Origin of the sequence: Cupriavidus sp. BIC8F (assembly GCF_032465815.1) — a bacterium.
Taxonomy (GTDB): Bacteria; Pseudomonadota; Gammaproteobacteria; order Burkholderiales; family Burkholderiaceae; genus Cupriavidus; species Cupriavidus necator.
Genome location: NZ_CP136094.1, coordinates 3369806 through 3391993 on the forward strand (window position 1 = coordinate 3369806; position 22188 = coordinate 3391993).

The 22188-nt window shown below is 65.7% G+C and carries 20 protein-coding genes; 6 read left to right on the plus strand and 14 right to left on the minus strand.

The features are described 5' to 3' along the window. Positions 1 to 27: 27 nt before the first annotated feature. Genes RS901_RS15585 through RS901_RS15600 form a run of 4 tightly spaced genes read right to left on the minus strand, consistent with a single transcriptional unit; the run spans position 28 to position 4046 of the window. On the minus strand, positions 28 to 918 hold the full coding sequence (locus RS901_RS15585) for an amidohydrolase family protein (protein ID WP_316149687.1): 891 nt from the start codon (positions 916 to 918) through the stop codon (positions 28 to 30). Continuing rightward, on the minus strand, positions 911 to 2107 hold the full coding sequence (locus RS901_RS15590; protein ID WP_316149688.1) for a CoA transferase: 1197 nt from the start codon (positions 2105 to 2107) through the stop codon (positions 911 to 913). Before RS901_RS15590 ends, RS901_RS15585 begins: the two co-directional genes overlap by 8 nt. A gap of 24 nt (positions 2108 to 2131) precedes the next feature. Next, a complete protein-coding gene (locus RS901_RS15595) occupies positions 2132 to 3124 on the minus strand; it encodes a tripartite tricarboxylate transporter substrate binding protein (protein WP_316149689.1) in 993 nt (330 codons plus the stop codon). A gap of 43 nt (positions 3125 to 3167) precedes the next feature. Continuing rightward, on the minus strand, positions 3168 to 4046 hold the full coding sequence (locus tag RS901_RS15600; RefSeq protein ID WP_316149691.1) for a CoA ester lyase: 879 nt from the start codon (positions 4044 to 4046) through the stop codon (positions 3168 to 3170). Between the two features lie 95 nt (positions 4047 to 4141). On the opposite strand from RS901_RS15600, the gene RS901_RS15605 reads away from it, so the two are divergent. Continuing rightward, positions 4142 to 5017, plus strand: coding sequence for a LysR substrate-binding domain-containing protein (locus tag RS901_RS15605; protein WP_316149692.1), 876 nt, complete (start codon positions 4142 to 4144; stop codon positions 5015 to 5017). Between the two features lie 422 nt (positions 5018 to 5439). Here RS901_RS15605 and RS901_RS15610 read toward each other — a convergent pair whose 3' ends face one another. Next, positions 5440 to 7095, minus strand: a complete 1656-nt coding sequence (locus RS901_RS15610; protein ID WP_316149693.1) for an ISL3 family transposase — start codon at positions 7093 to 7095, stop codon at positions 5440 to 5442. A 212-nt stretch (positions 7096 to 7307) separates the two neighbouring features. On the opposite strand from RS901_RS15610, the gene RS901_RS15615 reads away from it, so the two are divergent. From RS901_RS15615 to RS901_RS15635, 5 genes are all read left to right on the plus strand, one after another. Continuing rightward, positions 7308 to 8261 (plus strand): hypothetical protein, encoded by a 954-nt coding sequence (locus RS901_RS15615; protein ID WP_316149694.1) that lies wholly within the window; start codon positions 7308 to 7310, stop codon positions 8259 to 8261. Continuing rightward, entirely contained in the window at positions 8258 to 9142 is an 885-nt protein-coding gene (locus tag RS901_RS15620) for a ThiF family adenylyltransferase (RefSeq protein ID WP_316149695.1), read from the plus strand. The genes RS901_RS15615 and RS901_RS15620 overlap by 4 nt, the downstream gene beginning before the upstream one ends. Positions 9143 to 9145: 3 nt before the next feature. Then, positions 9146 to 10369, plus strand: a complete 1224-nt coding sequence (locus tag RS901_RS15625; protein WP_316149696.1) for a hypothetical protein — start codon at positions 9146 to 9148, stop codon at positions 10367 to 10369. Further along, the gene (locus RS901_RS15630) at positions 10366 to 11502 is read left to right on the plus strand and encodes a GNAT family N-acetyltransferase (protein WP_316149697.1); all 1137 of its coding nucleotides are present in this window, start codon (positions 10366 to 10368) and stop codon (positions 11500 to 11502) included. The genes RS901_RS15625 and RS901_RS15630 overlap by 4 nt, the downstream gene beginning before the upstream one ends. Before the next feature lie 137 nt (positions 11503 to 11639). After that, positions 11640 to 12647, plus strand: a complete 1008-nt coding sequence (locus tag RS901_RS15635; protein ID WP_316149698.1) for a hypothetical protein — start codon at positions 11640 to 11642, stop codon at positions 12645 to 12647. A 37-nt stretch (positions 12648 to 12684) separates the two neighbouring features. Here the strand turns inward: RS901_RS15635 and RS901_RS15640 are convergent, their stop codons facing one another. From RS901_RS15640 to RS901_RS15680, 9 genes are all read right to left on the minus strand, one after another. Next, entirely contained in the window at positions 12685 to 13371 is a 687-nt protein-coding gene (locus RS901_RS15640; RefSeq protein WP_316149699.1) for a cyclase family protein, read from the minus strand. A gap of 116 nt (positions 13372 to 13487) precedes the next feature. Next, positions 13488 to 15131 carry a hypothetical protein gene (locus RS901_RS15645; protein ID WP_316149700.1) on the minus strand — a complete coding sequence of 548 codons (1644 nt, stop codon included), beginning with the start codon at positions 15129 to 15131 and terminating at the stop codon, positions 13488 to 13490. A 159-nt stretch (positions 15132 to 15290) separates the two neighbouring features. Continuing rightward, positions 15291 to 16109, minus strand: coding sequence for a class I SAM-dependent methyltransferase (locus RS901_RS15650; protein WP_316149701.1), 819 nt, complete (start codon positions 16107 to 16109; stop codon positions 15291 to 15293). A gap of 89 nt (positions 16110 to 16198) precedes the next feature. Continuing rightward, complete coding sequence (locus RS901_RS15655) at positions 16199 to 16543, minus strand: Na+/H+ antiporter subunit G (RefSeq protein WP_013956828.1); 345 nt, start codon at positions 16541 to 16543, stop codon at positions 16199 to 16201. A 10-nt stretch (positions 16544 to 16553) separates the two neighbouring features. Continuing rightward, the gene (locus RS901_RS15660; protein WP_013956829.1) at positions 16554 to 16826 is read right to left on the minus strand and encodes a K+/H+ antiporter subunit F; all 273 of its coding nucleotides are present in this window, start codon (positions 16824 to 16826) and stop codon (positions 16554 to 16556) included. Next, positions 16811 to 17314, minus strand: coding sequence for a Na+/H+ antiporter subunit E (locus RS901_RS15665; protein WP_316149707.1), 504 nt, complete (start codon positions 17312 to 17314; stop codon positions 16811 to 16813). The genes RS901_RS15660 and RS901_RS15665 overlap by 16 nt, the downstream gene beginning before the upstream one ends. A 3-nt stretch (positions 17315 to 17317) precedes the next feature. Then, on the minus strand, positions 17318 to 18859 hold the full coding sequence (locus RS901_RS15670) for a monovalent cation/H+ antiporter subunit D (protein WP_316149709.1): 1542 nt from the start codon (positions 18857 to 18859) through the stop codon (positions 17318 to 17320). After that, a complete protein-coding gene (locus RS901_RS15675) occupies positions 18856 to 19224 on the minus strand; it encodes a Na+/H+ antiporter subunit C (RefSeq protein ID WP_316149710.1) in 369 nt (122 codons plus the stop codon). The genes RS901_RS15670 and RS901_RS15675 overlap by 4 nt, the downstream gene beginning before the upstream one ends. Then, a complete protein-coding gene (locus RS901_RS15680; RefSeq protein ID WP_316149711.1) occupies positions 19224 to 22028 on the minus strand; it encodes a monovalent cation/H+ antiporter subunit A in 2805 nt (934 codons plus the stop codon). The genes RS901_RS15675 and RS901_RS15680 overlap by 1 nt, the downstream gene beginning before the upstream one ends. Positions 22029 to 22188: the final 160 nt, after the last annotated feature.

The following is a 22188-nucleotide window of genomic DNA, read 5'->3' on the forward strand; positions in this document are numbered from 1 at the left end:
CTCCAGATTTTTGTTGGTTCGGACCGGCTATGCGGTCTCGAATCCGTATAGCAAGGCAGGGTTGTCCACCAGGATGCGCCGCCGCACGTCATCCGTGCCGGCCCAGTGGGCCAGCAGGTCATACAGCAAGGCATCGTCCGGCTTGACGCGGGTCTCTGTTGAGTGAGGCCAGTCACTGCCCCACACCAGCCGTTCCGGCGCGGTGCGTACCCATGCCCTCGCCAGCGGGTCGATGTCCGCATAGTGCCCGGCAGCGCCCACGACGGAATCCAGGTACGCGCCGGACAGCTTCAGCCACGCATTGCCGCGCGCCAGCAACTCGGATACGAATGCAAACGCAGGGTGCGCTGGGCCGCCCGGCAGCGGCAGGCGGGCAAGGTGATCGAACACCAGCGGCGTGCGAAGGCGTTCCAAAAGGTCGCGGTGAGCGACAATCTGATCTGCGGTCCAGTGCAATTGCAGATGCCATCCCAGCCCCGCAACACGATTGGCAAGTTCTTCGACCATCTCGAAGCCCACCACCGCGTGCGCCTCGGTGTAGAGAGAAAACCGGATGCCACGGATGCCACCTACATGCAGAGAGTGCAGGGTTTCGTCTGTCACATCGGGCCGTACCACGGCAACGCCGCGGGCACTGGCGATACCCAATTTCCGGATCGCATCGAGCGTGGCGCTGTTGTCTGTGCCGTAGCAGCGAGGCTGCACGATGACTGCGCGGCTGGTGCCAAGCAGCGCTTGCACGCCACGGTAGTCGTCCACGGTGGCATTGGCCACCACGGGTGCAATCGCCGCGAAGCGCGGGTCGTAGATGTGCAGGTGGGCGTCACAGGCGTTGGCGAGCGCGGCGCTGTGTGGCGCGCAGCTTGCCGAACTGTTCGACACCGGCGGGATCGGGCCGCCGTAGCGGGATTCAGGCATGCCGTGCCAGCCTGTCCGCAGCTTCACGGACCCTGTCCCCGTGCTGATCGAGCGCGGGGGCGGCGAACGGTTCCGGACCGGGGGTGCGCCCAAACTTCACGGCACGCGTGAAGCCGCGATAACGGCCAACCACGGGGTGTTCGAACGTTGCCAGCATCTCTTCCGCGGTGACCTGGGGAAAATCGAACATGTCCTCCACCGAGCGAGCGGCCGCGCATGGCACCTCCTCGCCGAATATGGCCTCCCATTCGAGCGCCGAACGCTCCTGCAGGGCCGCGTGCAGCCGGGGCACAATTTCCTCGTGATGCTCGGCACGCTTGCGTACGCTGTCGTAGCGATCGGTCTCCAGGAGTTCAACCAGGCCAGTTTTCTCGCAAAGTGCTTTCCAGAAATGCGGCGTGTTGGCCGAGATATAGATGTAGCCGTCCCGCGTGGGATGAATCCCGGTAATGCCGCCGGAGCGCATGTCGCGCCCGATTTCTTTCGGCTCCGATTCGGCCCAGACCATCCGCGCCGACTGCATAGTCAGCGCCGCGCGCAGCAGCGACACGCCCACATACTGCCCTGTCCCGCTCTTCTCCCGTTCATAGAGCGCCGAAGACACCGCGCCCGCGACCAGCGCCGAGGCATAGTAGTCCACCACGGAGCCGTACAGAATCTCCGGCGGTCCCCCGTCCTTTCCCTGCAGTGTGCACATGCCTGTCATCGTCTGCAGCACCTGGTCGTAGCCGGCCTTGTCCTTCAGCGGCCCTGTCTCGCCATAGCCGCTGACAGCGCAGTAAATCAGCCGTGGATTGAGAGTCTTGAGTTGTTCGTACCCAATGCCAAGCCGACCAGGTACGCTGGGGCGGAAGTTATGCACAAGCACATCGGCATGGCGCACCAGCGCCAACAGTCGCTGGAAATCGTCCGGATTCTTCAGGTCAAGCACGACTCCGAGTTTACTTCGATTGACACCGAGGAAGGCTCGGCTTTCGGCTTCGAGCGTCGACGGGTATTTACGAAGATTGTCACCCACGCGCGGCTCGACCTTGATGACGTCCGCGCCCTGGTCTGCGAGCAGTGAGCAGCCATACGGTCCAGCGATATAGGCGCTCAGGTCGAGCACGCGCACGCCGCTCAGTGGACCTGGCTGTCCCGCCCGGTTTGAGCCGAAGACGTCTTCCCCGGCAGTGGTGTTTGTTTGCATACAGCCTCCGAATCAGGTAGGGGTTCAGTCCGCGACAATGTTCTGCTGTTTGGCCAACGCCTTCCACCGGACCACGTCGGCCGCAATCGTCTCGGCGAACTGTTCGGGGCTAACGGGCTTCGCCTCGGCGCCTTCCTTAAGGATCGCCGCCTTAACGGCTGGCTTCGCCAACGCCTGATTCACCGCCGCATTGAGCCGCTTGACGACTGCCTGCGGTGTACCTGCCGGCGCGAGAAAGCCCCACCAGAGTTCAAACTCGTACCCGGGGACGGCGCTCGCCATCGGCACCAAATCCGGCGCGACAGGGCTTGGCTTCAGGCTCGTGATCCCCACGGCCCGCACCTTGCCGGCCCGGACCATTGGCAGCAGCGAAGGACCGCTAGAGATCAGCACCTGGGTCTGGTTGCCGATCAGGTCGGTGATGGCGGGGCCCATGCCACGGTAGGGTACGTGGGTAATGGCCAGCTTGCCGGCCTTGGCCTTGAGCAGCTCGGTACCGAACTGGTTCACGCTGCCGGGGCCGGACGATGCGTAGTTGAACTTGCCCGGATTGGCGCGGATTGCATTGATCAGCTCCTGCGGAGTCTTCGCTGGAAAGTCGTTGCTGACCGCCACGATGAACGGTCCCTTGGCCACCATCGCCACCGGCGCAAAGCTCTTGACCGCATCGTATGGCAGCTTGCTCTGAACCGCCGTATTGGTTGTCATGCTCGACGAGACCGCGACCAGCGTATAGCCGTCCGGCGCTGCCTTGGCAGCCATCCCGGTTCCCGTGTTGCCGCTCGCTCCGGGGCGGTTATCGATGACCACTGGCTGCTTCAGTTCCTCGCCAATCTCCTTCGCCACGATACGGGCGAAGATGTCGTTGGAGCCCCCAGGCGGATACGGCACGATGATCGTGATGGGCTTGGACGGATAGGGGGTCTCGGCGGCGGCCTCTGCCGACACCGTCAGTGCGCCGAACGCAGCGATCAGCCCGAAGCATGCGGCGGCACGACGCGATATTGAGGTCGTCATGTTTTGTCTCCTGTATGGCTTTATGTGGGTCTGTGATGCGGTCTCAGGCAGCGATCAGTCCGAGCCGCCTGGCGATCTCGACAGTGGCCTGTGCACGCCGGACGAAGGGACCGTCGATCATCTTTCCATCCACGACGTAGGCCCCGATGCCGTCGGCCTGCGCCTTGGCTGCAGCCGCCACGACCCGCAGCGCGTGCGCGATCTCGTCGTCGGACGGGCGATAGACATCGTTTGCCAGCGCGATCTGGCTTGGGTGGATGCAGCTCTTGCCCAGAAAGCCCATTTGCCTGGACACCTCTGCCTCGTCGCGGAAGCCTTCAGCATCGCGTATGTTGGCAAACACCGTGTCATAGGCGTAGACGTTGGCTTCGGCAGCTGCCATCCGTACTGCGAACATGGCCGATGCGATCGCCGCGGAGTTGCGCCGATGGATGCCGGCTGGCTCGAACAGATCGCCCAGCCCAAGCTGCAGGCCAGCCACGCGGGGATGTGCGCCCGCGAGTTCGGCGGCGCAGCGCAGCGCCTTTGGCGACTCGATATTCAGTAGCAACCCGACTTTCGCATCCTCGTCGGTGAAGCCGTTGTCCCGTTCCGCCCGTTCGATCGCCGCCGCCACGCTGCGGACCTCGTCGGCGCTCTCCGGCTTTGGCAGGTTGACCAGGTGCAGGCCTGGCACCACCACCGCGGCCAGGTCGGCCTCGCAATGGCCGCTGTCGAGGCCATTGACGCGAACGATCAGGGTCTTCGCCGTCGAGCGAGTCTCCGGGGAACGCAGTAGTTGCGACAGCAGATCGCGGGCCTCGGCCTTCTTTTCTTCGGCAACCGCATCCTCCAGATCGAAGGACAGCGCATCCGCGTCGCTTGCGAGCGCCTTGGCGAAAAACTCGGGTCGTGAACCGGGGACGAACAGCTTGCTTCTCATGGCCAACACCGTATCTACGTGGGGTGAAAAGCAGTTTGGCCTAACCGCAAGGAAAGATAAACTATACTTTTCTACGTTCGCACAATAGAAATTTTATGGAAACAAGCTATCTCAAGGCGTTCAGTCTGGTCGTGGAAACCGGCACGCTGGCCGAAGCCGCGAGACGGCTCAATGTGACGCCGGCGGCGGTCTCCCAACAGATCCAGGTGCTGGAGCGTGAACTAGGCACTGAGTTATTGGCACGGGCCGGACGTACCGTAGCGCCCACCGAGTCAGGGCGCCGCCTCGCTGCGCGCTGTGTCTCGCTGCTCAGGGAAGTCGATGAGTTAAGGGGGTGGGTGAACCAGGCGGACGCGGTGCGCGAACTTCGTATCGGTACTATCAATACGGCGCTCCACAGTCTCCTGCCGGATGCGCTCGCGCGTTTTACGGCCAAGCATCCGGGCGTGTCCGTCCACATCAGATCTGCCATGTCAGGCGAGCTCTACGACGCTGTCAAGCAATCGGAGTTGGACGCCGCCGTCTGCCTGCACCCGCCCTTCTCCATCCCCAAAGCCTTTGCCTGGGAACTGCTGCGCAAGGAACCGCTGGTCGTGCTTGCAGCCCAGCGGGACAGGGAAGCGGATCCGCATGAACTGCTGCGCACCAGGCCGCTGATCCGCTATGACCGTAGCCTTGGCGGAGGCAAGCAGGCCAACGACTACCTGCGCAAGGCCGGCATTACCCCGTCGCAGGAACGCTTTGAGCTGAGTTCCCTACTCGCCATCGCCATGATGGTGGATCGTGGTCTCGGGGTGTCACTGGTCCCGGATATCGCCTCGCCGCTGACTGCCGGCCTGCGTATTGCGAAGCTCCATCTACCGTCGGAACCAGAGCCGCGTCGGTTCGGCCTGCTGTGGCGACGGACCTCGCCCTGCGCCAGTCTGATCAGATCCTTCCTTGAGCAGGCTCGCCTCGCGGCTAAGGTGTAGCTGATTTATGCGCGGAATACAGAACGAAGGCGCTCAGGGATTGGCCTAAACGCGGGGGCGCGGTTTAAGCCGTACAGTCCACAAGCGCAAATGGCACAATCTTCCGGTCAAGGGGATATCACCGCCTGAAATTGTCTATGTCCTCGCCATTGAGAACGGCACATCGATAGTTAGCGAGATACCGGAAGAAACAGCTGTTGCCGTGAAGTGAAGTAATCGCGGGTCTTCCGCAATTTGTGTGACGACGACGATCTCGCGCTGAAGGAAGTTTTAGCGTGGAACGGGGTCGTCACCGGCGCCCACCACCATTTTTCTTGATGACCATGTGGGCGAATCTGGTAGCCTTCTGCCGCCCGCACGGTCTCACCCGCCGCGATGGCGATCGGACCAGCTTGTCCAGCGGGACAAGGCAGGCCGCTCTTTCAGTTTGGCTTCATTACCCGCAGCCGCAGAAGCTCGATGCTCGCGCGGCCATACATCTGACGCTTGAGGAACTTGAGCCGGTTGACGTGACCCTCGGTCTGGCCATTGCTCCAAGTCAGTTTGAAGGCCGCCCGCACGGCCGGTAAGTCGGCGCGCAGGCTTTGCGCGAATCTGCGCATTTCCACAGCGTCGCAGCGTGACAGACGCTTTAGCCATCGATCGAACTGCCTCGGACTTCGCCGGTGCATGAGGCCGAGAAACTCCCGCGCAAGGCTGCGAACTTCGCCCACCACGGGTTCGATCTTGCACAGCGCCTGCATGAGGCGCTCGTGGTCCGCACTCCTGGGCTCCTCGACGGCGAGCTTCCTCCATCCGACAAGCCATCCGAACACGCGCCGGGCCGACGGGCACGGCATCGTGCGCACGGGTGGCTGGAGAAGCGGTGCCTTGCCCAGCGGAAAGAGGAGGCGGACCACGCAATTCTGCACGGCGGCGCGACTGCCTGTATAACCTCGCTGCTTGAGTTCTTGCCAGATCAGTTCAGGAAAGCGACAGCCCTGGGCGATTCGTTCCTCGATATAGCTGAGATGGGTATCCAAAGGCGTCGGACCTCGCGCCCTGGGTGCACGCTCAGGGAAGGCCCCCGCGGTGGCGAAGTTGCGCACGGTTCGATGGTCGATTGAGAGCTCGCGCGCGATTCCTTTCATCGTGCTGCCTTGGGCGCTTAGCGCCATCACCCGCTCATACAGGGCCAGCCGCGTGGCGCGCCGCTGATCGCTCAGGCGCTGCCATGACCACAGTGAGTCGCGGCTCAGCACCCGCTGCCGGCCAAGCGTCACGCCACCGACCTCGACTTGCTGCGCGGCTTCGCGCAGTTGCGGCCCGAGCCGGCACAGCAACCTCTCGACGTTGTCGCGCAGGTTGCATAGTAGATGCCAGCGATCGGAGACTTGCCTGGCTGCCGGCAGTGCGATGTCGACCGCCTCGGAGTAGGCGCCCGCCCGATCCCTGGCGACGATCTCGATCGATCGGTGTGCACGCATCCACACGGTCACCGCAGTTGATTCCCTGCCGGCAAACACTTCGATCGGCTCACGTCGCTCCAAATCGACGATGATCGTTCCGTATTGGTGACCGCGCGCGATCGCCCAGTCATCGATGCCGACGACCCGCGGTCGTGGTTTGCGCTTGCGCCCAGAAGCCCTGCGCAACTCCCGCGGCACGGTGTCGGCACTGGTGCGCAAGCCCAAGGCGTTGGCAAGCCGGGCGGCCGCCTCACCACCGAGGGCGTGGCCCAGCGCGTGCAACGCCCGAGCCTGCGATCGCGTACGACGTTGATGCCGACCGGCCAGTGCGTGGAGGTTCTCGGCAAACGTACGACGCGGGCAGCCGGCGTTCGCACACTTGAAGCGACGCACCTCAACGGCGAGAACGACCCGCTGCTCGAGCATCGGTCGTTCTTCCAGCCTGCGCACATAGCTGCCGTGGATTCGGTTACTCCAATGACGGCAGGCAGGACAAGCTGCCGCGCGAACCGTACTGCAGGCTTCGACAGTGATGGTATCCCCTCGCGCGTCGCTGGAGACGAAGCGCTTACTCACACGGGCGAGGATACGATCGATCCCACCGAGAACTTGGCTTGCCTCGTATTCCAAGGAGGGGCCGCTGCGGTAGCAGGCAAGCCAAATCTAAACCAACAACTTTACGTTAGAGGACTGAAATGTCATACCCCCCTTGCCAATACTGGCCTGCTGTCGGCCTTCTTCCTGTGGCACGCCCGTGACACCATGGACTGGCTGTTATATGCTCCAATCCACACTTGCCTCCCAGTCCGGCTACACAAGAACAAGGCATCAGCCAAACCTGCATGTTCAAATTCATCGGGCGTTTTCGACAGCGGCTGCGCTACCTGGACCTGAGCCTGAAGGCCAGCCGGTCCGTCCGGATCCGGGTCGTCGAGCGGCCCGGCTTGTGGATGGGCGCTCAGCAGCTCGAAACCATGCTGGCCGATATGCGCGGCATCGTGCGGCGGGGAATCGGCAAGGATCTCGATTACGGGGTGCTTTCCGGCGACCCTGAAAGGCTGCGGCGGGCCGTGATCACGCTGCTTTATGACCGGGACAGCGGCCAGCCGATTGCGTTCAATGCGCTGTCGGTCATGCCGATCGAGATCAAGGGACGGCCGGCCGAGGCGATTCACCTTGGGCTGGTGATGGTCGATCCGGGCTATCGCACACAAGGACTGTCCTGGGTGCTGTACGGGCTGACCTGCATCCTGCTTTTCTTCCGCCGCGGCCTGCGCCCGATCTGGATCAGCAATGTGACCCAGGTGCCGGCCATTATCGGCAAGGTTGCCGAGGTCTTTGTCACGGCCTATCCCAACCCCTTCGAGCCGTCGCGGCGCAGCTTTGAACACCTGAGCGTGGCCCGCGAGATCATGAAATCGCATCGGCATGTCTTTGGGGTTGACCGGGCGGCGGGATTTGACGAGGCGCGCTTCGTGATTACCGATGCCTATACGGGCGGCTCGGACAATCTCAAGAAGACGTTCGACCAGGCGCCGAAGCATCGGGACGAGCGCGCCAACGAACTCTGCCAGCGGGAACTTGATTACCAGCGCGGCGACGATTTCCTGCAAATCGCCTGCCTGGACCTGGCCAGCGCACGGAAATACCTGTTGCGGGAAATCCCTCGGGACTCCCTGCCCGCCATCCTTTATCAGATTGCGTTCCTGGCTGTCGGTCGGATCGTGCTGCCATTGTTCCACTGGCTGAATCCGCGCGAGCCGATGGGAGTCCTGCGCGCAAGGAAAAGCCAATGATTCCACCCTTTTCATACGAGGAATTCACCACCCGCAACATCGGTTTCGTGACCGACGCAGAACAGCAGCAGTTGCGCAGTGCACGGGTGCTGATCTGCGGTGTCGGCGGCATGGGCGGCGCCTGCCTGCAGGCGCTGGCACGGGTGGGCATTGGCGGCTTTGCGCTGGCGGACTTCGATGCGTTCGACGTGTCGAACCTGAACCGCCAGGTGTTTGCCAGCCTGGATACCGTTGGCGTGAACAAGGTCGAGGCCACCGTGGCGCAGATCCGGCGCATCAACCCGGAACTTGCCATCGAGACCTTCGGCGCGGAGTGGACCGACAAGCTCGATGAACTGCTGAGCCGTTACAAGATCGTGGTCAACGGCATGGATGACATGGCCGCGGGCATCGCGCTCTATCGCAAGGCGCGGAAGCATGGTGCGACCGTCATCGACGCCTATACCGCTCCCCTGCCCTCCGTCACGGTCGTCCGGCCGCAAGATCCCCGGCCCGAGGAGCGTCTTGCCTATCCCACGGCCGGCATGGACTGGAAGTCCCTGACGCCGGAGGTCAGGCAGGAATGCCTGGGCAAGGAACTGGAATATGTGATGGTCAACTCGAGTTCCGTCCGGCATGTGGAGCTTGGCATCGCCAAGGACCTGCTGACCGGCAAGCGCAAGCGCATGTCGTTTGCGCCAATGGTGATCACCACGGGCAACCTGATGGCGTTCGAAGCGATCAAGCTGGTGCTCGGCCGGCCGCGGCTGGCCGGTGTGCGCGGCTATTTCTTCAATCCCTGGAGCATGCGTGTCGAGACGCCGCGCAATGCGCTGACGGCGTGGGCCGTGCGCGCGCTGGTACGGCGCTTCATGGCGAGGTTGATGCGAGATGAGGGTTGACGCGTGATTGACGCCCTGGCAAGCGATGTGGCCGTTACCTGGCTCGGCGCGGTGGGCTGCGGGCTCTACCTGCATTTCCTTTGGTCCCGGCGCGAGGCCGGGGCCGCCACCGGCCTGTTCCTGTTCGGGGTGCTGACGGCGCTGCTGGCGGTCCGGGGCTTTTCCTGGCTGTTTGGCGGCACGCTGCTTGCGCAGCTGGTGTTTGCCGCGGCAACCTTGCTGCCCATTGCCATGACCCTGTTTGCCGAGCGCCTGGTGCGGCGCCACCACCCGTTCTGGCTGAAGCTGCTGGCGCTGGGTGTGTCGGTGGTGTTCTTCGTCATCAATCTCTTTACCGATCTGTCGGGCAATACGCCGCTGCCGCTGGCGTTCCTTGGCTGCTTCGCCGTGGTCACGGCAAGCAATGGCTGGTTCCTGCTGTGGCAGCGCGATGCCGAGCTGTCCGACAACGAGGAACGCCTGGCCCGGGCGGTGGTGGTGGTCGTGGCCCTGGCCGTCCCGCTCGCGGCCACTGACTTCCGCGAGGAACTCGGCCATGTGCCGGTTCGCCTCGGTGCGCTGGGGGCGCTGGCATTCGTCTATGTGTTCCTGAACCTGTCGGAATCGCAGCGGGTCGTGCGCGGGCTGCTCGCGCATATCGCAGCCGCCCTGCTCTTCGCCGTCGTGCTGGCCAGCGTGATGGCACTGGCTTCGCGCGGGGCCGGCCCGGGCTTTGCCGAGGCTGGCGTGCGCGGCATGCCCGTTGCCATCGCATGGGTGCTGCTGACGGCCATTTTTGTCCGCATTCGCGCCGTTTCACTGGCGGGCGATGGCAATGCATTCCTGCGCTGGCTGCTCCACGTCCGGCTGGATACGCCAGAGGGTTTCCTGCATTCGCTCAGGCGCCTGCCGCAAACCGCCGACCATGTGGTGCTCGGCAACGCGGAGCTTGCTGGCTACGCGCTGGACGCGCTGTTCAACCTGGCCGGCAAGCGGCGTGAGCCCGTGTCGATCGGCGACGCCAGGGCGTGGGCCAGGATCCGGGAAGGCGATCGGGTCGAGGCCGCGGAGCAGCTGGTGGACCTGCTCGAGCGCCACGAAATGACCCATGCCCTGCTGATCGCGCGCCAGCCCGCGCAGGTGGTGCTGTTGAACCTGCCGCAAGGCGCCAACGCAGCCATTGGCGAGCTGCGCGCGGCGGTGATCCTGCGGCTGGCGCGTCATCTCGGGCAGCGGGAGGCCGCATGACAACCGTGCTGCGTGAAGGCGATTTCGACGCGTTCTTCGAGGCGCCCTTCGCCTGCTATGGCCGCGATACCCATTTTGTCTCGCCGATGAAGGGGGATCTTGCGCGCGCGCTGGACCCGGCGAAGAACCCGCTGTTCCGGCAGTTTGCGCGCCGCACCTGGTTCACCGCCCATCGGGACGGACGGATCGTGGGCCGTATCCTGGCCCATATCCACGATGCATCCAATCAGCAATACGGCCAGAAGCGCGGCTACTTCGGCATGTTCGACTGCATCGATGACGTGGAGGTCGCGCAAGCCCTGCTCGACGCGGCGGCGGGCTGGGTGAAGCACAACGGCTGTGACGAACTGGCTGGCAGTTTCAACCTGACGATCACGCAGATGATCGGCATCGTCACCGAGGGCTTCGAGCATCCGCCATACACCTACCAGGAATACACGCCGCCGCATATTGCCAGGCTGCTCCAGGCATGCGGTTTCGAGCCGTTCTTTCCGATGCGCACGTTCGAGCTCGACGTGCGCAGCTACGATCCGCAGCAGTTGATCGGGAGCAAGCAACGCGCGCTGCTGGATGATCCCGCCTGGCAATTCGAGCCGATCCGGCGGCGCGGCTTTGACCGGCGCCTGCTGGATGCATGCGCTGTCCTGAACGATGGTTTTGCCAGCAACCCGATGTTCGTGCCGCTGACTGAGGAGGAATTCCTGTTTCCCTGCGCCGGCATGATGTGGATCATCGACGAGCGCCTGTCCTATACCGCTTATTTCAACGGGGAACCGATCGGGGTGCTGCTGTGCGTGCCGGACCTCAATCCGTTTCTGCGCGCCACCGGCTTCCGCCTGAAGCTGTCCACGCTCTGGCATCTGATCAGGTTCCGCGCCAGCCGCAAGCGTGCGGCGATCATTTTTTTTTCCGTGCGCAGGGACTACCACAGCCGCGGCGTCAACGCCGTCATGCTGCACCATCTGCTCAAGGCCATGCGCGGTGCCGGGTACTCGCACCTGGGCATCAGCTGGGTATCGGATTCGAACGGCGCCAGCCAGAAGCAAATGGAGAAGATGGGCGCCAGGCCACTGCATCGGCTGCATCTCTTCAGGAAGGCCATAGTGTCCTGTTCCGCAGATACCTTGCCATGAAATCGCCCAGTTGGCCGCCATGCGTCGTTGCTCGTCGTTGCCATAGCTACGGCTATGGCGCCTCCTCGCGCCTAGCCTGACGGCCAACTGGCCGATTTCATTTTGGCAAGCTATCTACGGAATAGGATACTAGCGACATGCTCACACGCGATCAGCAACTCACCCTCGTTGCCCAGGCAGGTCGCGCTCCCAGCGCGCACAATATCCAGCCCGCCCGCTGGCGCTTTGCCGGCGACAAGGTTGAACTGTTTGAAGACTCTGCGCGATGGCTAACCGTGGGCGACCCCACCGGGCGGGACAACCAGATCGCCCTGGGCATGGCCTGGGAAGGCATGGCCATGGCGCTGTCGACGCTCGGGTTGGGGCTCACGCAGCCTGCGGTCTCCGGCCTGCCCTACCCGCCCGCTACCCTGGGCCTGCGCCCGGCCGCATCTGGCCTGATCACATCAGGTGCTAGCCCGGATCCCCTTGCCGACTTCGTGGATGCGCGCCGCGCCTATCGAGGCAAGTTTCTCCGCGCGACCCCGCCGCAGATCAAGTCGTTGGGCGAATGCGCTGCGGCCAACGCGGAGTTCGTCACGCTGGCGAGCGAGAACAGCACGGCGCAAATCGCCAATTGGTATGACGACGCCGCTGCTGCGGGATTGAATGACCCACGGTTTGCCGAGGAGCTCTATCACTGGCTGCGCTTGTCACCGCATGATCCAGGCTGGCCGCGCGACGGGCTTTCGGCCGAGTGCATGGCGCTGTCGCGGTGGGAAGCCTGGGGCGCGTCGATTGCGCTGAGCCCCCGTGTGGTCCGGCTGCTCTCGGCGCTATCGCTGACCCGCCTGCTGGCATCGGAAAGCGCAAAAGTGAAAAGCGCGGCCCGGATCGTCCTGATTCATGCCGCACCCGACGTCACGAGCTTTGACGTCGGGCGCCGCTGGTACCGGTTCTGGCTGGCCATGACCGCCAGGGGTTTTGCCGGCGTGCCGATGTCGGCGCTGGCCGATTCAGCTGGCCATGCCGCCGTGCTTGCCGAAAGCCAGCGCTTGCCGCGCGGAAACCGGCTCGTGAACATCATGCGCTTTGGGCCGGTGCCGGTCCGGGACATCCCGCGAAGCGCAAGACTCCCCACCGCAGAACTGATGCACGCATCCTGATCCAACGACGCTTGCGCGGCTGGGGGCGCGATCCTGGCTATGCCTGCTCGCGCACCTCGGCGAAGGCGCGGACGGGGAAAGCCGCCGCGTCCCGCGCCTTCAGCGGGATGGAAAAGAAGCGAAACGGCACGCCATGCAAGCGCGACAGTCCGGTGAGGTTCTCGACGATCAGGATGCCCCGCCCCAGAAGCCGGGTGTGCGCCGGGCGTTCCGGATCCTGGGTGGAGTCGACGTTCGCGCAGTCAACCCCGAACAAGGCAATGCCCGCATCGCAGAGCCGGCCAATCACGTCGCGTGAGACAAACGGGTGCGATCGATAGATCTCCGTTCCCCAATGGCGATCCCAGTCGAAATTCACCAGCACGGCCCGGCCAGCGAGATGCTCGGGAAACTGCAGGTCATCCCACGCAAATTGCTGCCCGGGGGTCGCGTGGCGGGCATCGATGACCACGCCGTCTAGCACCAGCCGGCTGAGATCTAGAGCAGCAATGTCTTCCGCGCCTTCGAAGCGGTGACGGGGTGCATCCAGCTTGGTGCCGACGGATGTCTGGAACGCCACCTCGGAAATCTCGAACGAGGCTTTGCCCTCGTAGTGCCAGCCTGATTGCGCATGCGTCATGAACGGCCGGATATGCGCGGTCAGTTCGACCGCTTCGCCGGTTTCGCGCTTGAAGAGGACACCAGGCATCCCGTCGTGGAACACATGAGAGAGATCGACAATCATCTTCTGCGCTCCAACCTGATTGCGCTGAACTGATGCTACTGCCGTGCCTTCAGGCGGGTCAAGCCGCCAAAGGGGGCATCGTGAGCCGTTCAGTCTGACCCGGGCAACACGCAAGGCTAAAGCAGCTTCAGGAATTCCAGCAGCGCATCCTTGTCGCTTTCGGCAAGGGTCGAGAACGCCTTTTCATGGCCGCGGTTGTCGCGCCCCGCTGTCGCCGTGTCGTAGAGCACGGGTTTCGACCACGGCTGGTAGCTGGCCGGATAGGCCCAGGTACCGTCCGCTTCGAGCTTGCCGGCGATGCCCAGCTTGCCATAGTCCAGTGCATGACCGCCGACCCAGAAGCGCCTGGGCCGCGCCCGCGGATGCATGAGATGCCAGAGCGTGGGCACGGAGCCGTTATGAAGGTACGGCGCCGTCGCCCACACGCCGGAGAGGATGGGCGCGACATAGCCCCCGGTGTTTGCCGCGTCGATATGCTTGCCCAGCTCGGAGCGCGAGATGGCTTGCAGCAGGCCGGGGTCGATCGCTTGCCAGCGTGTCGGGTCAGTACCGATATCCGCTTGTGCCACCAGCCGGTTGGGGAAGCTTACAAGGCGCGGGCGCTCCGTGTCCTGGCTGTAGCTGCCGTGGCACTGGGCACAGTTGGCATCAAAGACGGCGCGGCCGCGCGCGGCGCGGGGGCGGTCAACCGGGCCGGGGAACCGCGGCGGCGTGTAGCCCGCCATGAACCGCATGACGTCTTCCACCTGCGGAATGGCGCGGCCGGCGCGATCCGGCGGCATGCCCATGGTCGGCACGGTGAAGAAGGCCACGATATGCGCCAGCCGCCCGGCATCATCGGCGGCACCGGGCGCTACCGGCGCAAAGCGCGGCGCGCCCTTGCTGGTATAGACGCCGTCGTAGAGCAGAGAAGAGCGCAGGCTGCGGTAGCCCAGTTCCGGAATCGAGGTGGAGCCGCTGGCGGCCGTGCCCGCTGAGAGAAGATGAAACTGGAACTTGAGTGCCGCGACACCATTGGTGCTGCCGGCCGCGCCGTTGCTGAACGGCAGCGGCTCGTCACCGCTGGCTTCGAGTTCCGCCACCCGCTTCACCAGCCGCGGCCAGACGAATTTCCGGAGGGTATCCAGTTCCTCCTTGCTTGTGTCGGGGTAAAGCTGCTGGATGGCTGAGAGGAGCTTTTCCGGATCGGATTTCACCCGCTTCACCGCCTGATAGACCGCGGCGACGAAGGCGTCGAGGTTGAGGGAGGTATTCGGCAGCCCCAGCCAGACATCGTTGGTAGGACGCCCGTTCTTCCCGTAGGTGATGCCCGCATGGCACGATGCGCATCCCAGGTTGGACGCCTCCAGGCGGATCTTCGGGATGTCCCGGCCGATCATTCCGCTGACCACGCCCAGGGGCTTGTCGAACCTGGGCTGTTGCTGGCGCGGCCAGTTGCGGACCGCATCGGGATAGATGAAGCCAAACTCGCGCAGCGCCCGGCGCAAGGCGTCCTGGGTGAGCGGAACGCCGGGGCCGCCGGCAAGCAGCAGCGCCGTCGTTGCCAGCTTCCACGGCAGCGCATTGGTCTCCAGGGTATCGGTGCTCAGGCCGCCGAAGTCATCGAAGACAAAGCGCGCCGCGCCGAGGTCATCGGCTCGATCCCCGGCCCTGAAGTCCCGCATGACCGCGGATTCGCCTTCAGCATAGCCGCGCAGGAAATCGCATCCCGACAGCGAAGCCAGGAGCAGACCGATCGCGAGCACGCGTACAAGAGGCATCGTAGTCAACGTCCGACAGTGCGCGCCAGGGAAATCCGGACCGCGCCGCGCTGATGGTAGCCGACGATCCGTGCTGTCTCAAGCCAACCGCTGCAGCCAGGCCACTGCCCAGGTGGCGCCGCGGCGATCTGCCGGGGCAGCCTTGCCCGGCGGGCGCCGTTACCCCGTTACCATCACCACGTGCGCCTGCATCGGCCCGGCCAATGGACCGGCGCCGTAAGCCTCCAGGAACGCCTGTTCGCAATGGTCGGTTGCCCGGCCGAGAGCATCCGGCCCGCGCCGCTCCAGGTCGGCGCGCAACGGCGTGCCCTGGCAGAATGCCACCGCCGGGATGCGGGCGGCGCTGGCGCGGCTGGTTGCCGCGACGGTTTCAAAGACCGGGGATGACTGGAATCCGCCCAGGCGCAGGTCCTGCTCGATGGTGGCCTGGCTGTGGTAGCCATGCGGGACGCGGGCCATGAACTCGGGCGGTGCGTCGGGAAACAGCGTGGCGAGTGCCCCGGTGACATCGCGGGCAAAGGCGTTGAATTCCAGCCGGTCCCAGACATTGAAGATCAGCGTGCCGCCCGGCACCAGCACGCGGCGGGCTTCAGCGAAGGCGCGGCCCTTGTCCGGGAAGAACATCACGCCAAACTGGCAGGCGACCATGTCGAAGCTGGCATCGGCAAACGGCAGCGCCATGGCGTCGGCCTCGCGCCATTGCACCGGGCGGCTGGTGCCGGCCTGCTCCGCCCGCGCCAGCATCGGCGCGTTGAGGTCGGTGGCAACGATCACGGTATCGGCCGGCAGCCGCCCGGCGATTTCCCGGGTCAGCACGCCGGTGCCGGCGGCCAGTTCCAGCACCCGCCGCGGCTGCAGCGCGGCGATGCGGGCAGCCATGTCGGCAGCGTATGGCGCAAAGAGCATCGGCACCATCAAGGCCTCATAGACTTCGGGAATCGCGCCCGCGAAGACCTTGTCCGAGTGTTGCAAGTCCATGAAACCCCCTGCCCTGGCGTGAAAGGTGCCGGCATCGCCTGACTGGGTGTAGGACACATTGCGGCGAAAGTAAACCGTGGCGGCCAGACCTAATCCCGGATGCGCGGCATCCAGCCGCTGCCGCGCGTGCGCGGATCGACCGGCAGCTGGCGCTGCAGCGCGGCCTTGGCCAGCATGTGGGCACTGATCGGCGCGGTCAGGAACAGGAAGGCGGTCACCAGCAGTTCATGCAGGCTGGCATCGCCCCGGAAGCTGAAGTACGCCACCGAGGCCAGCACCACCCCGCCCACGCCCAGCGTGGTCGACTTGGTCGGCCCATGCAGCCGCATGAAGAAGTCCGGCAGCCGGAACAGCCCGATCGCCCCGACCAGCATGAACACGCTGCCCACCAGCAGCAGCGCGCACACGATGAATTCCGCAACAGGATGCAGCATCCGGCGCTCCCTAGTATTCGATGATGTCGCCGCGCTGCAGGTACTTGGACAGCGCCACGGTGCCGACGAAGCCCATCACCGCGATCAGCAGCGCGGCCTCGAAGAACAGTGCCGAATCCAGGCTGATGCCGAGCACCACGATCAGCGCGATGGCGTTGATATTCAGCGTGTCCAGCGCCACGATGCGGTCCGGCAGGCTGGGTCCGCGCAGCAGGCGCGCCAGGGTCAGCAGGAAGGCCAGGCCCAGGATCACCAGGCAGACCGGTATCACGATGGCAAGCATTGGAAGATCTCCTTGAGCGGGGTTTCATAGCGCGACTTGATGAGCTCGACCAGCGCGGCCTCTTCCTCCAGGTCCAGCACGTGCACGAGCAAGGCGCGGCGGTCGTCGCTCAGCTCTGCGCACAGCGTGCCGGGGCTGAGCGAGACGATGCTGATCAGTGCGGTGGTGGCGAGTTCGTGCTCGACATCGAGCGGCACCACGATAAAGGCGGGGCGCAGGCGCGTGGTGGGGCCCAGCACCATGATGGCCACTTCCACGTTAGCTTTCACGATATCGAACAGCACATGGATGCTGAGCCGCAGGATCAGGTCGGGCCGCGACAAGCGGAACGCGCCCAGCACCAGCCAGCGGTCGGCCAGCCGGCCGATGGCCCAGCCGAGCAGTGCCCCCAGCAGCCAGTGCCCGGGGGCCAGGCTGTTGGTCAGCAGCAGCCACATGATCATCAGGATCAGGCTCAGCCAGGGATGGGGAAGCAGGCGCTGCAGCATGGCTTACCCCGGCTGCCCGGGCAGCACTGCCCGGAGATAGGCGGCGCGGTCCAGCAGCTGCGCCGCCGCGTCAGCCACATAGTCGCTGACCGGCCGCGCGCATACCGTCAGCGCGACATTGCCCGCCAGCAGCAGTGCGCAGCAGGCCAGCTTGCGCGCGTCGGGCCGCACGCGCACGCGTGCCGCGCCGGGATGGTCTTCGTCGAGGTATTCATCCCCTTCCGGCACGCGCTCCGCCTCATGCGGCAGCCGCCACAGCAGCCGCGTGCCGGTGCGGGACACGGCAATCAGCAGCAGCAGGCCCGACACCAGCACCGCGGGCCACAGCGCCGGCACCCACGGCGGCGGGGTCGCGCGCAGGACCATGAGCTTGCCGAGGAAGCCCGACAGCGGCGGCAGCCCCACCGCTGCCACCACGCCCACCAGGTACAGCAGCCCGGCCAACCGCGAGGCACTGACCGGGGCCCCGTCCTCGCGCGCCGGCTCCGGCTCCAGCGCGTCGGCCAGCAGGAACAGCGCGGCGGTGCACAGCGTGGTGCTGAGCAGGTAGAACATCGCCGCGGCCCAGCCGGCTTGCGTCTGCATCGATAAGCAGGCGGCCAGCAACCCGACCGATGTCACCACCAGGTAGCTGGTCATCGCGCGCAGCGTGCCGGCAGCGACCGCGCCCAGCGCGCCGACCGCCAGCGTGACCAGCGCCAGCACGAACACCCAGTCATGCAGGAATGGCCCCAGCAGCCCCTGCGGGCCGCCGAAGATCAGCGCATCGCAACGCAGCATCGCGTAGATGCCGACCTTGGTCATGATGGCAAACAGCGCTGCGACCGGGCCGGTGGCGCTGGCGTAGGCGCGCGGCAGCCAGAAATACAGCGGGAACAGCGCCGCCTTCAGCGCAAAGACCAGCATCAGCATGGCGCCGGCGGCCACCGCCAGCGGCAGGTCCTGGGCCGGCAGGCCGGCCAGGCGCAGGCCCAGGTGCGCCATGTTCAGCGTGCCCGAAATCCCGTACAGCACGCCGACCGCCACCAGGAAGAATGAGGACGCCACCAGGTTCAGGATCACATAGTGCAGCCCGGCGCCGATGCGCGCCCGCCCTGCCCCATGCACCAGCAGTGCATAGGACGCGATCAGCAGGATCTCGAAGAAGACGAACAGGTTGAACAGGTCGCCCGCCAGGAAGGCGCCATTCAGGCCCATCAGCTGGAACTGGAACAGCGCATGGAAATGCCGGCCCTGCCGGGCCGTGGCCTCTCCCGCCGCCGCCAGCGCGGCGACGGCCAGCACCACGGTCAGCGCCAGCATCATCGCGCCGGTGCGGTCCAGCTGCAGCACGATGCCGAACGGCGCGGGCCAGTTGCCCATCGCATAGACCGCAATCTCGCCGGTAGCCGCCTGGCGCAGCAGGTGCACCGCCACTGGCGCCAGCAAGAGCGTGGCCACGGCGCAGACGATGCGCTGCGCGCGCAGCCGCTGGGCCGGCATCGCGCTCAGCAGCGCACCGGCAAACATGGGGATCAGGATGGGCAGCAGCACAGTGTGGTTCATGGCCGCGTCTCCTGACTGCCGCCATCGGCAGCGCGCCCCTCGGGCCGGCCGGCGGCGTCGACATGATCGCTGCCGGTAAGCCCCAGCGAGCGCAGCGCCAGCACCACCGCGAACGCCGTCATGCCGAACGCGATCACGATGGCGGTCAGCACCAGTGCCTGGGGCAGCGGGTCGGCATAGCTGGCGCCCGCCACGATCACCGGCGGCCGGCCGATCGACAGGCGCCCCATGCCCAGCAGGAACAGGCTGACCGCATACGACAGCAGCGTCAGTCCCAGCACCACGGTGAAGACGCGCTCGCGCAGCAGCAGGTAGATGCCGCCCGCGGCCAGGATGCCGATGGTGATGGCGTAGAGCGCGGCCATCAGGCGTCCTCCGCGGCCTGGGCCGGCGGCAGGTTGCGCACGCCCAGGTGCGATACGATCACCAGCGTGGTTCCCGTCACGGTGCAGAAGACTCCCAGGTCAAAGATCATCGCCGTGGCCAGCTCCACCTCGCCGATGCCAGGTATGTGGAAATGCCCGAAGGCGGTGGTCAGGAATGGATAGCCGAAGGCCAGGCTGCCCAGCCCGGTCAGGCCCGCCAGCAGGATGCCCGCGCCGGCAATGGCGCGATAGTCCGGCGCGATGCGCGCTTCGGTCCAGCGCACGCCGCTGGCAACGTACTGCAGCAGCAGCGCCACCGACGTGATCAGCGCCGCGACAAAGCCGCCGCCCGGCAGGTTGTGCCCGCGCAGCAGGATATAGACCGCCACCAGCAGCGTCAGCGGCAGCATCAGCCGCGCCAGCATGGCCAGCAGCAGCGGATGCGCCTGGCTGCTCCACGGCAGGCCATCGGGCGCTGCCGACGGCGTGTCCAGCCGCATGCCCTTGAGCAGCGCCTGCACCGCCAGCCCTGCGATCAGCAGCACGCAGATCTCGCCCATGGTGTCGAAGCCCCGGAAATCCACCAGCAGCACGTTGACCACATTGTGCCCGCCGCCGCCCGGCACGGACTGGTCGATGTAGAAGGCAGACACCGGCTCATAGGGCCGCGTCATCACGGCGTAGGCCGCCACCGCCAGCAAGGTGCCGCCGCCAAGCGCCAGCACCATATCCCGCCCACGGCGCGCAGCCCCGGCGCGCTCCGGCGTCTCGCGCGGCAGGTAGAACAGCGCCAGCACCAGCAGCAGGATCGTCACCACCTCCACCGAGATCTGCGTCAGCGCCAGGTCCGGCGCGGAGAACCGCAGGAACGCCATCGACACCATCAACCCGCAGCCGCCCAGCAGCACCAGCGCGAACAGCCGCTGGCGGTGCGTCACCACCACGCCCACCGCGCACAGCCCGAGCAGCGCCAGCGTGGCGGCGCCGATCAGGTCGATGGCGCCCGCCGGCACGCTGCCACCGAGCCATTCCAGGTCGGCCAGGAAGTATGCCGGCACGGCCAGCAGCGCCAGCAGCATCCAGGCGACATAGGTCTGCAGCGAGCCGTTCTCCAGCCAGTGCGTGACGGCCGCGGCAAAGCGTTCCAGCGCATGCATGCCATGTTCGAACGACTGGCGTGCGCTCAGGTGGCTGATCGCCTGTTGCAGGCGCCTCAGCGCGTCGCGGCGCAGGAAGAACAGCGCCGCGCCCACGGCCATCGACACCAGGCTCATCAGCAGCGGCAGGTTGATCCCGTGCCACAGGTTCAGGCTGTACTCCGGCAGGGGTGCGCGCAGCGTGGCCAGCGAAGCCGCCGCCAGCAGGTCGCCCACCGTATAGGCCGGCACCAGACCGACCACCAGGCAGATCACCACCAGGAACTCCACCGGCACCTTCATGAAGCGCGGCGGCTCGTGCGGCGGGTAGTTGGGCAAGTCGGGCTGCCGGGCGCCGAAGAACACGCCGTAGATAAAGCGCAGCGAGTAGGCCATCGTCAGCGCCCCCGCCAGCGTCGCCGTGGTCGGGATCACCCAGTTGAAGTCGCCCAGCAGGCCCTGCGCCAGGGTCTCGCCGAAGAACATCTCCTTGCTGAGGAAGCCATTGAACAACGGCACCCCCGCCATCGACAGCGATGCCACGATGGCCAGCACCGCGGTGTGCGGCATATAGCGCGCCAGCCCGTGCAGGCGGTCCAGGTCGCGCGTGCCGGTTTCATGGTCGATGATGCCGGCCGCCATGAACAGCGACGCCTTGAACACCGCGTGGTTGATGATATGGAAGATGGCCGCCACCGTGCTGAGCTGGGTATCGAGCCCGAACAGCAGCGTGATCAGGCCCAGGTGGCTGATGGTGGAATAAGCCAGCAGCCCTTTCAGGTCCCGCTGCAGCAGCGCCAGGCCGGCGCCCACGATCAGCGTGGCCAGCCCCGTCATGCTGACCAGGTAGAACCAGCTGTTGGTGCCGTCCAGCACCGGATAGAGCCGCGCCAGCAGGAACACGCCGGCCTTGACCATCGTGGCCGAGTGCAGGTAGGCCGAGACCGGCGTGGGCGCGGCCATGGCATGCGGCAGCCAGAAGCTGAACGGGAACTGCGCTGACTTGGTGAAGACCGCCAGCAGGACCAGCACCAGCATCGGCAGGTACAGCGGGTGGTGCTGCACCTTGCCGGCCTGCGCCAGCACCTCGGACAGCTCGAAGCTGCCGCAGATATGGCCCAGCAGCAGCACCCCTGCCAGCAGCGCCAGCCCGCCGCCGCCCGTGACCGCCAGCGCCATGCGCGCGCCCTGGCGCGCATCGGTGCGCCATGACCAGAAGCCGATCAGCAGGAACGAGAGGATGCTGGTCAGCTCCCAGAACACCACCAGCAGCAGCAGGTTGCCGGCCAGCACCACGCCCAGCATGGCCGCCATGAACAGCAGCAGCAGGCAGAAGAAGCGCACCGCGGATTCATTGCGCGCGAGGTAGTAGCGCGCGTACAGGATCACCAGCAGGCCCACGCCGAGCACCAGCAGCGCGAACAGGAACGACAGGCCATCCAGCCGCAGCGACAGGTCCAGCCCGATCTGCGGCAGCCACGCCACGCGCCAGCCCAGCGCATGCCCCGGCTGTTCGAAGACCGCGCCGCGCAGGCTCAGCAGCAGCACCAGCGCGGCCAGCGGCAAACCGATGACGACCGGCGCCAGCAAGCGCGCGGCCCGCATGCCGATCAACCACGCCAGCGCCGCGGCCAGCAGGGGCAGCGCGATCAGCAGCACCAGCGCCATGCGCCCCCCTCAGCAGTTGCCCGGGGTCACGGCCGGCGTGTGCCGGCCGTTGACGCGCCGGGCGGCAAGCCGGGCCGATGGTGATTGTCTTGCAAATGGGGCGGTGGTCATGGGCCAGGTCCTCTATGCGGGCAGTCTTGCCCCCTACTTTCCGGATTCT

Excerpts from the sequence above, each read along its gene's own strand:
- RS901_RS15585 (WP_316149687.1), bottom strand. The coding sequence starts at position 918 with ATGCCTGAATCCCGCTACGGCGGCCCGATCCCGCCGGTGTCGAACAGT.
- RS901_RS15590 (WP_316149688.1), bottom strand. The coding sequence starts at position 2,107 with ATGCAAACAAACACCACTGCCGGGGAAGACGTCTTCGGCTCAAACCGG.
- RS901_RS15595 (WP_316149689.1), bottom strand. The coding sequence starts at position 3,124 with ATGACGACCTCAATATCGCGTCGTGCCGCCGCATGCTTCGGGCTGATC.
- RS901_RS15600 (WP_316149691.1), bottom strand. The coding sequence starts at position 4,046 with ATGAGAAGCAAGCTGTTCGTCCCCGGTTCACGACCCGAGTTTTTCGCC.
- RS901_RS15605 (WP_316149692.1), top strand. The coding sequence starts at position 4,142 with ATGGAAACAAGCTATCTCAAGGCGTTCAGTCTGGTCGTGGAAACCGGC.
- RS901_RS15615 (WP_316149694.1), top strand. The coding sequence starts at position 7,308 with ATGTTCAAATTCATCGGGCGTTTTCGACAGCGGCTGCGCTACCTGGAC.
- RS901_RS15620 (WP_316149695.1), top strand. The coding sequence starts at position 8,258 with ATGATTCCACCCTTTTCATACGAGGAATTCACCACCCGCAACATCGGT.
- RS901_RS15630 (WP_316149697.1), top strand. The coding sequence starts at position 10,366 with ATGACAACCGTGCTGCGTGAAGGCGATTTCGACGCGTTCTTCGAGGCG.
- RS901_RS15635 (WP_316149698.1), top strand. The coding sequence starts at position 11,640 with ATGCTCACACGCGATCAGCAACTCACCCTCGTTGCCCAGGCAGGTCGC.
- RS901_RS15640 (WP_316149699.1), bottom strand. The coding sequence starts at position 13,371 with ATGATTGTCGATCTCTCTCATGTGTTCCACGACGGGATGCCTGGTGTC.
- RS901_RS15645 (WP_316149700.1), bottom strand. The coding sequence starts at position 15,131 with ATGCCTCTTGTACGCGTGCTCGCGATCGGTCTGCTCCTGGCTTCGCTG.
- RS901_RS15650 (WP_316149701.1), bottom strand. The coding sequence starts at position 16,109 with ATGGACTTGCAACACTCGGACAAGGTCTTCGCGGGCGCGATTCCCGAA.
- RS901_RS15655 (WP_013956828.1), bottom strand. The coding sequence starts at position 16,543 with ATGCTGCATCCTGTTGCGGAATTCATCGTGTGCGCGCTGCTGCTGGTG.
- RS901_RS15660 (WP_013956829.1), bottom strand. The coding sequence starts at position 16,826 with ATGCTTGCCATCGTGATACCGGTCTGCCTGGTGATCCTGGGCCTGGCC.
- RS901_RS15665 (WP_316149707.1), bottom strand. The coding sequence starts at position 17,314 with ATGCTGCAGCGCCTGCTTCCCCATCCCTGGCTGAGCCTGATCCTGATG.
- RS901_RS15670 (WP_316149709.1), bottom strand. The coding sequence starts at position 18,859 with ATGAACCACACTGTGCTGCTGCCCATCCTGATCCCCATGTTTGCCGGT.
- RS901_RS15675 (WP_316149710.1), bottom strand. The coding sequence starts at position 19,224 with ATGGCCGCGCTCTACGCCATCACCATCGGCATCCTGGCCGCGGGCGGC.
- RS901_RS15680 (WP_316149711.1), bottom strand. The coding sequence starts at position 22,028 with ATGGCGCTGGTGCTGCTGATCGCGCTGCCCCTGCTGGCCGCGGCGCTG.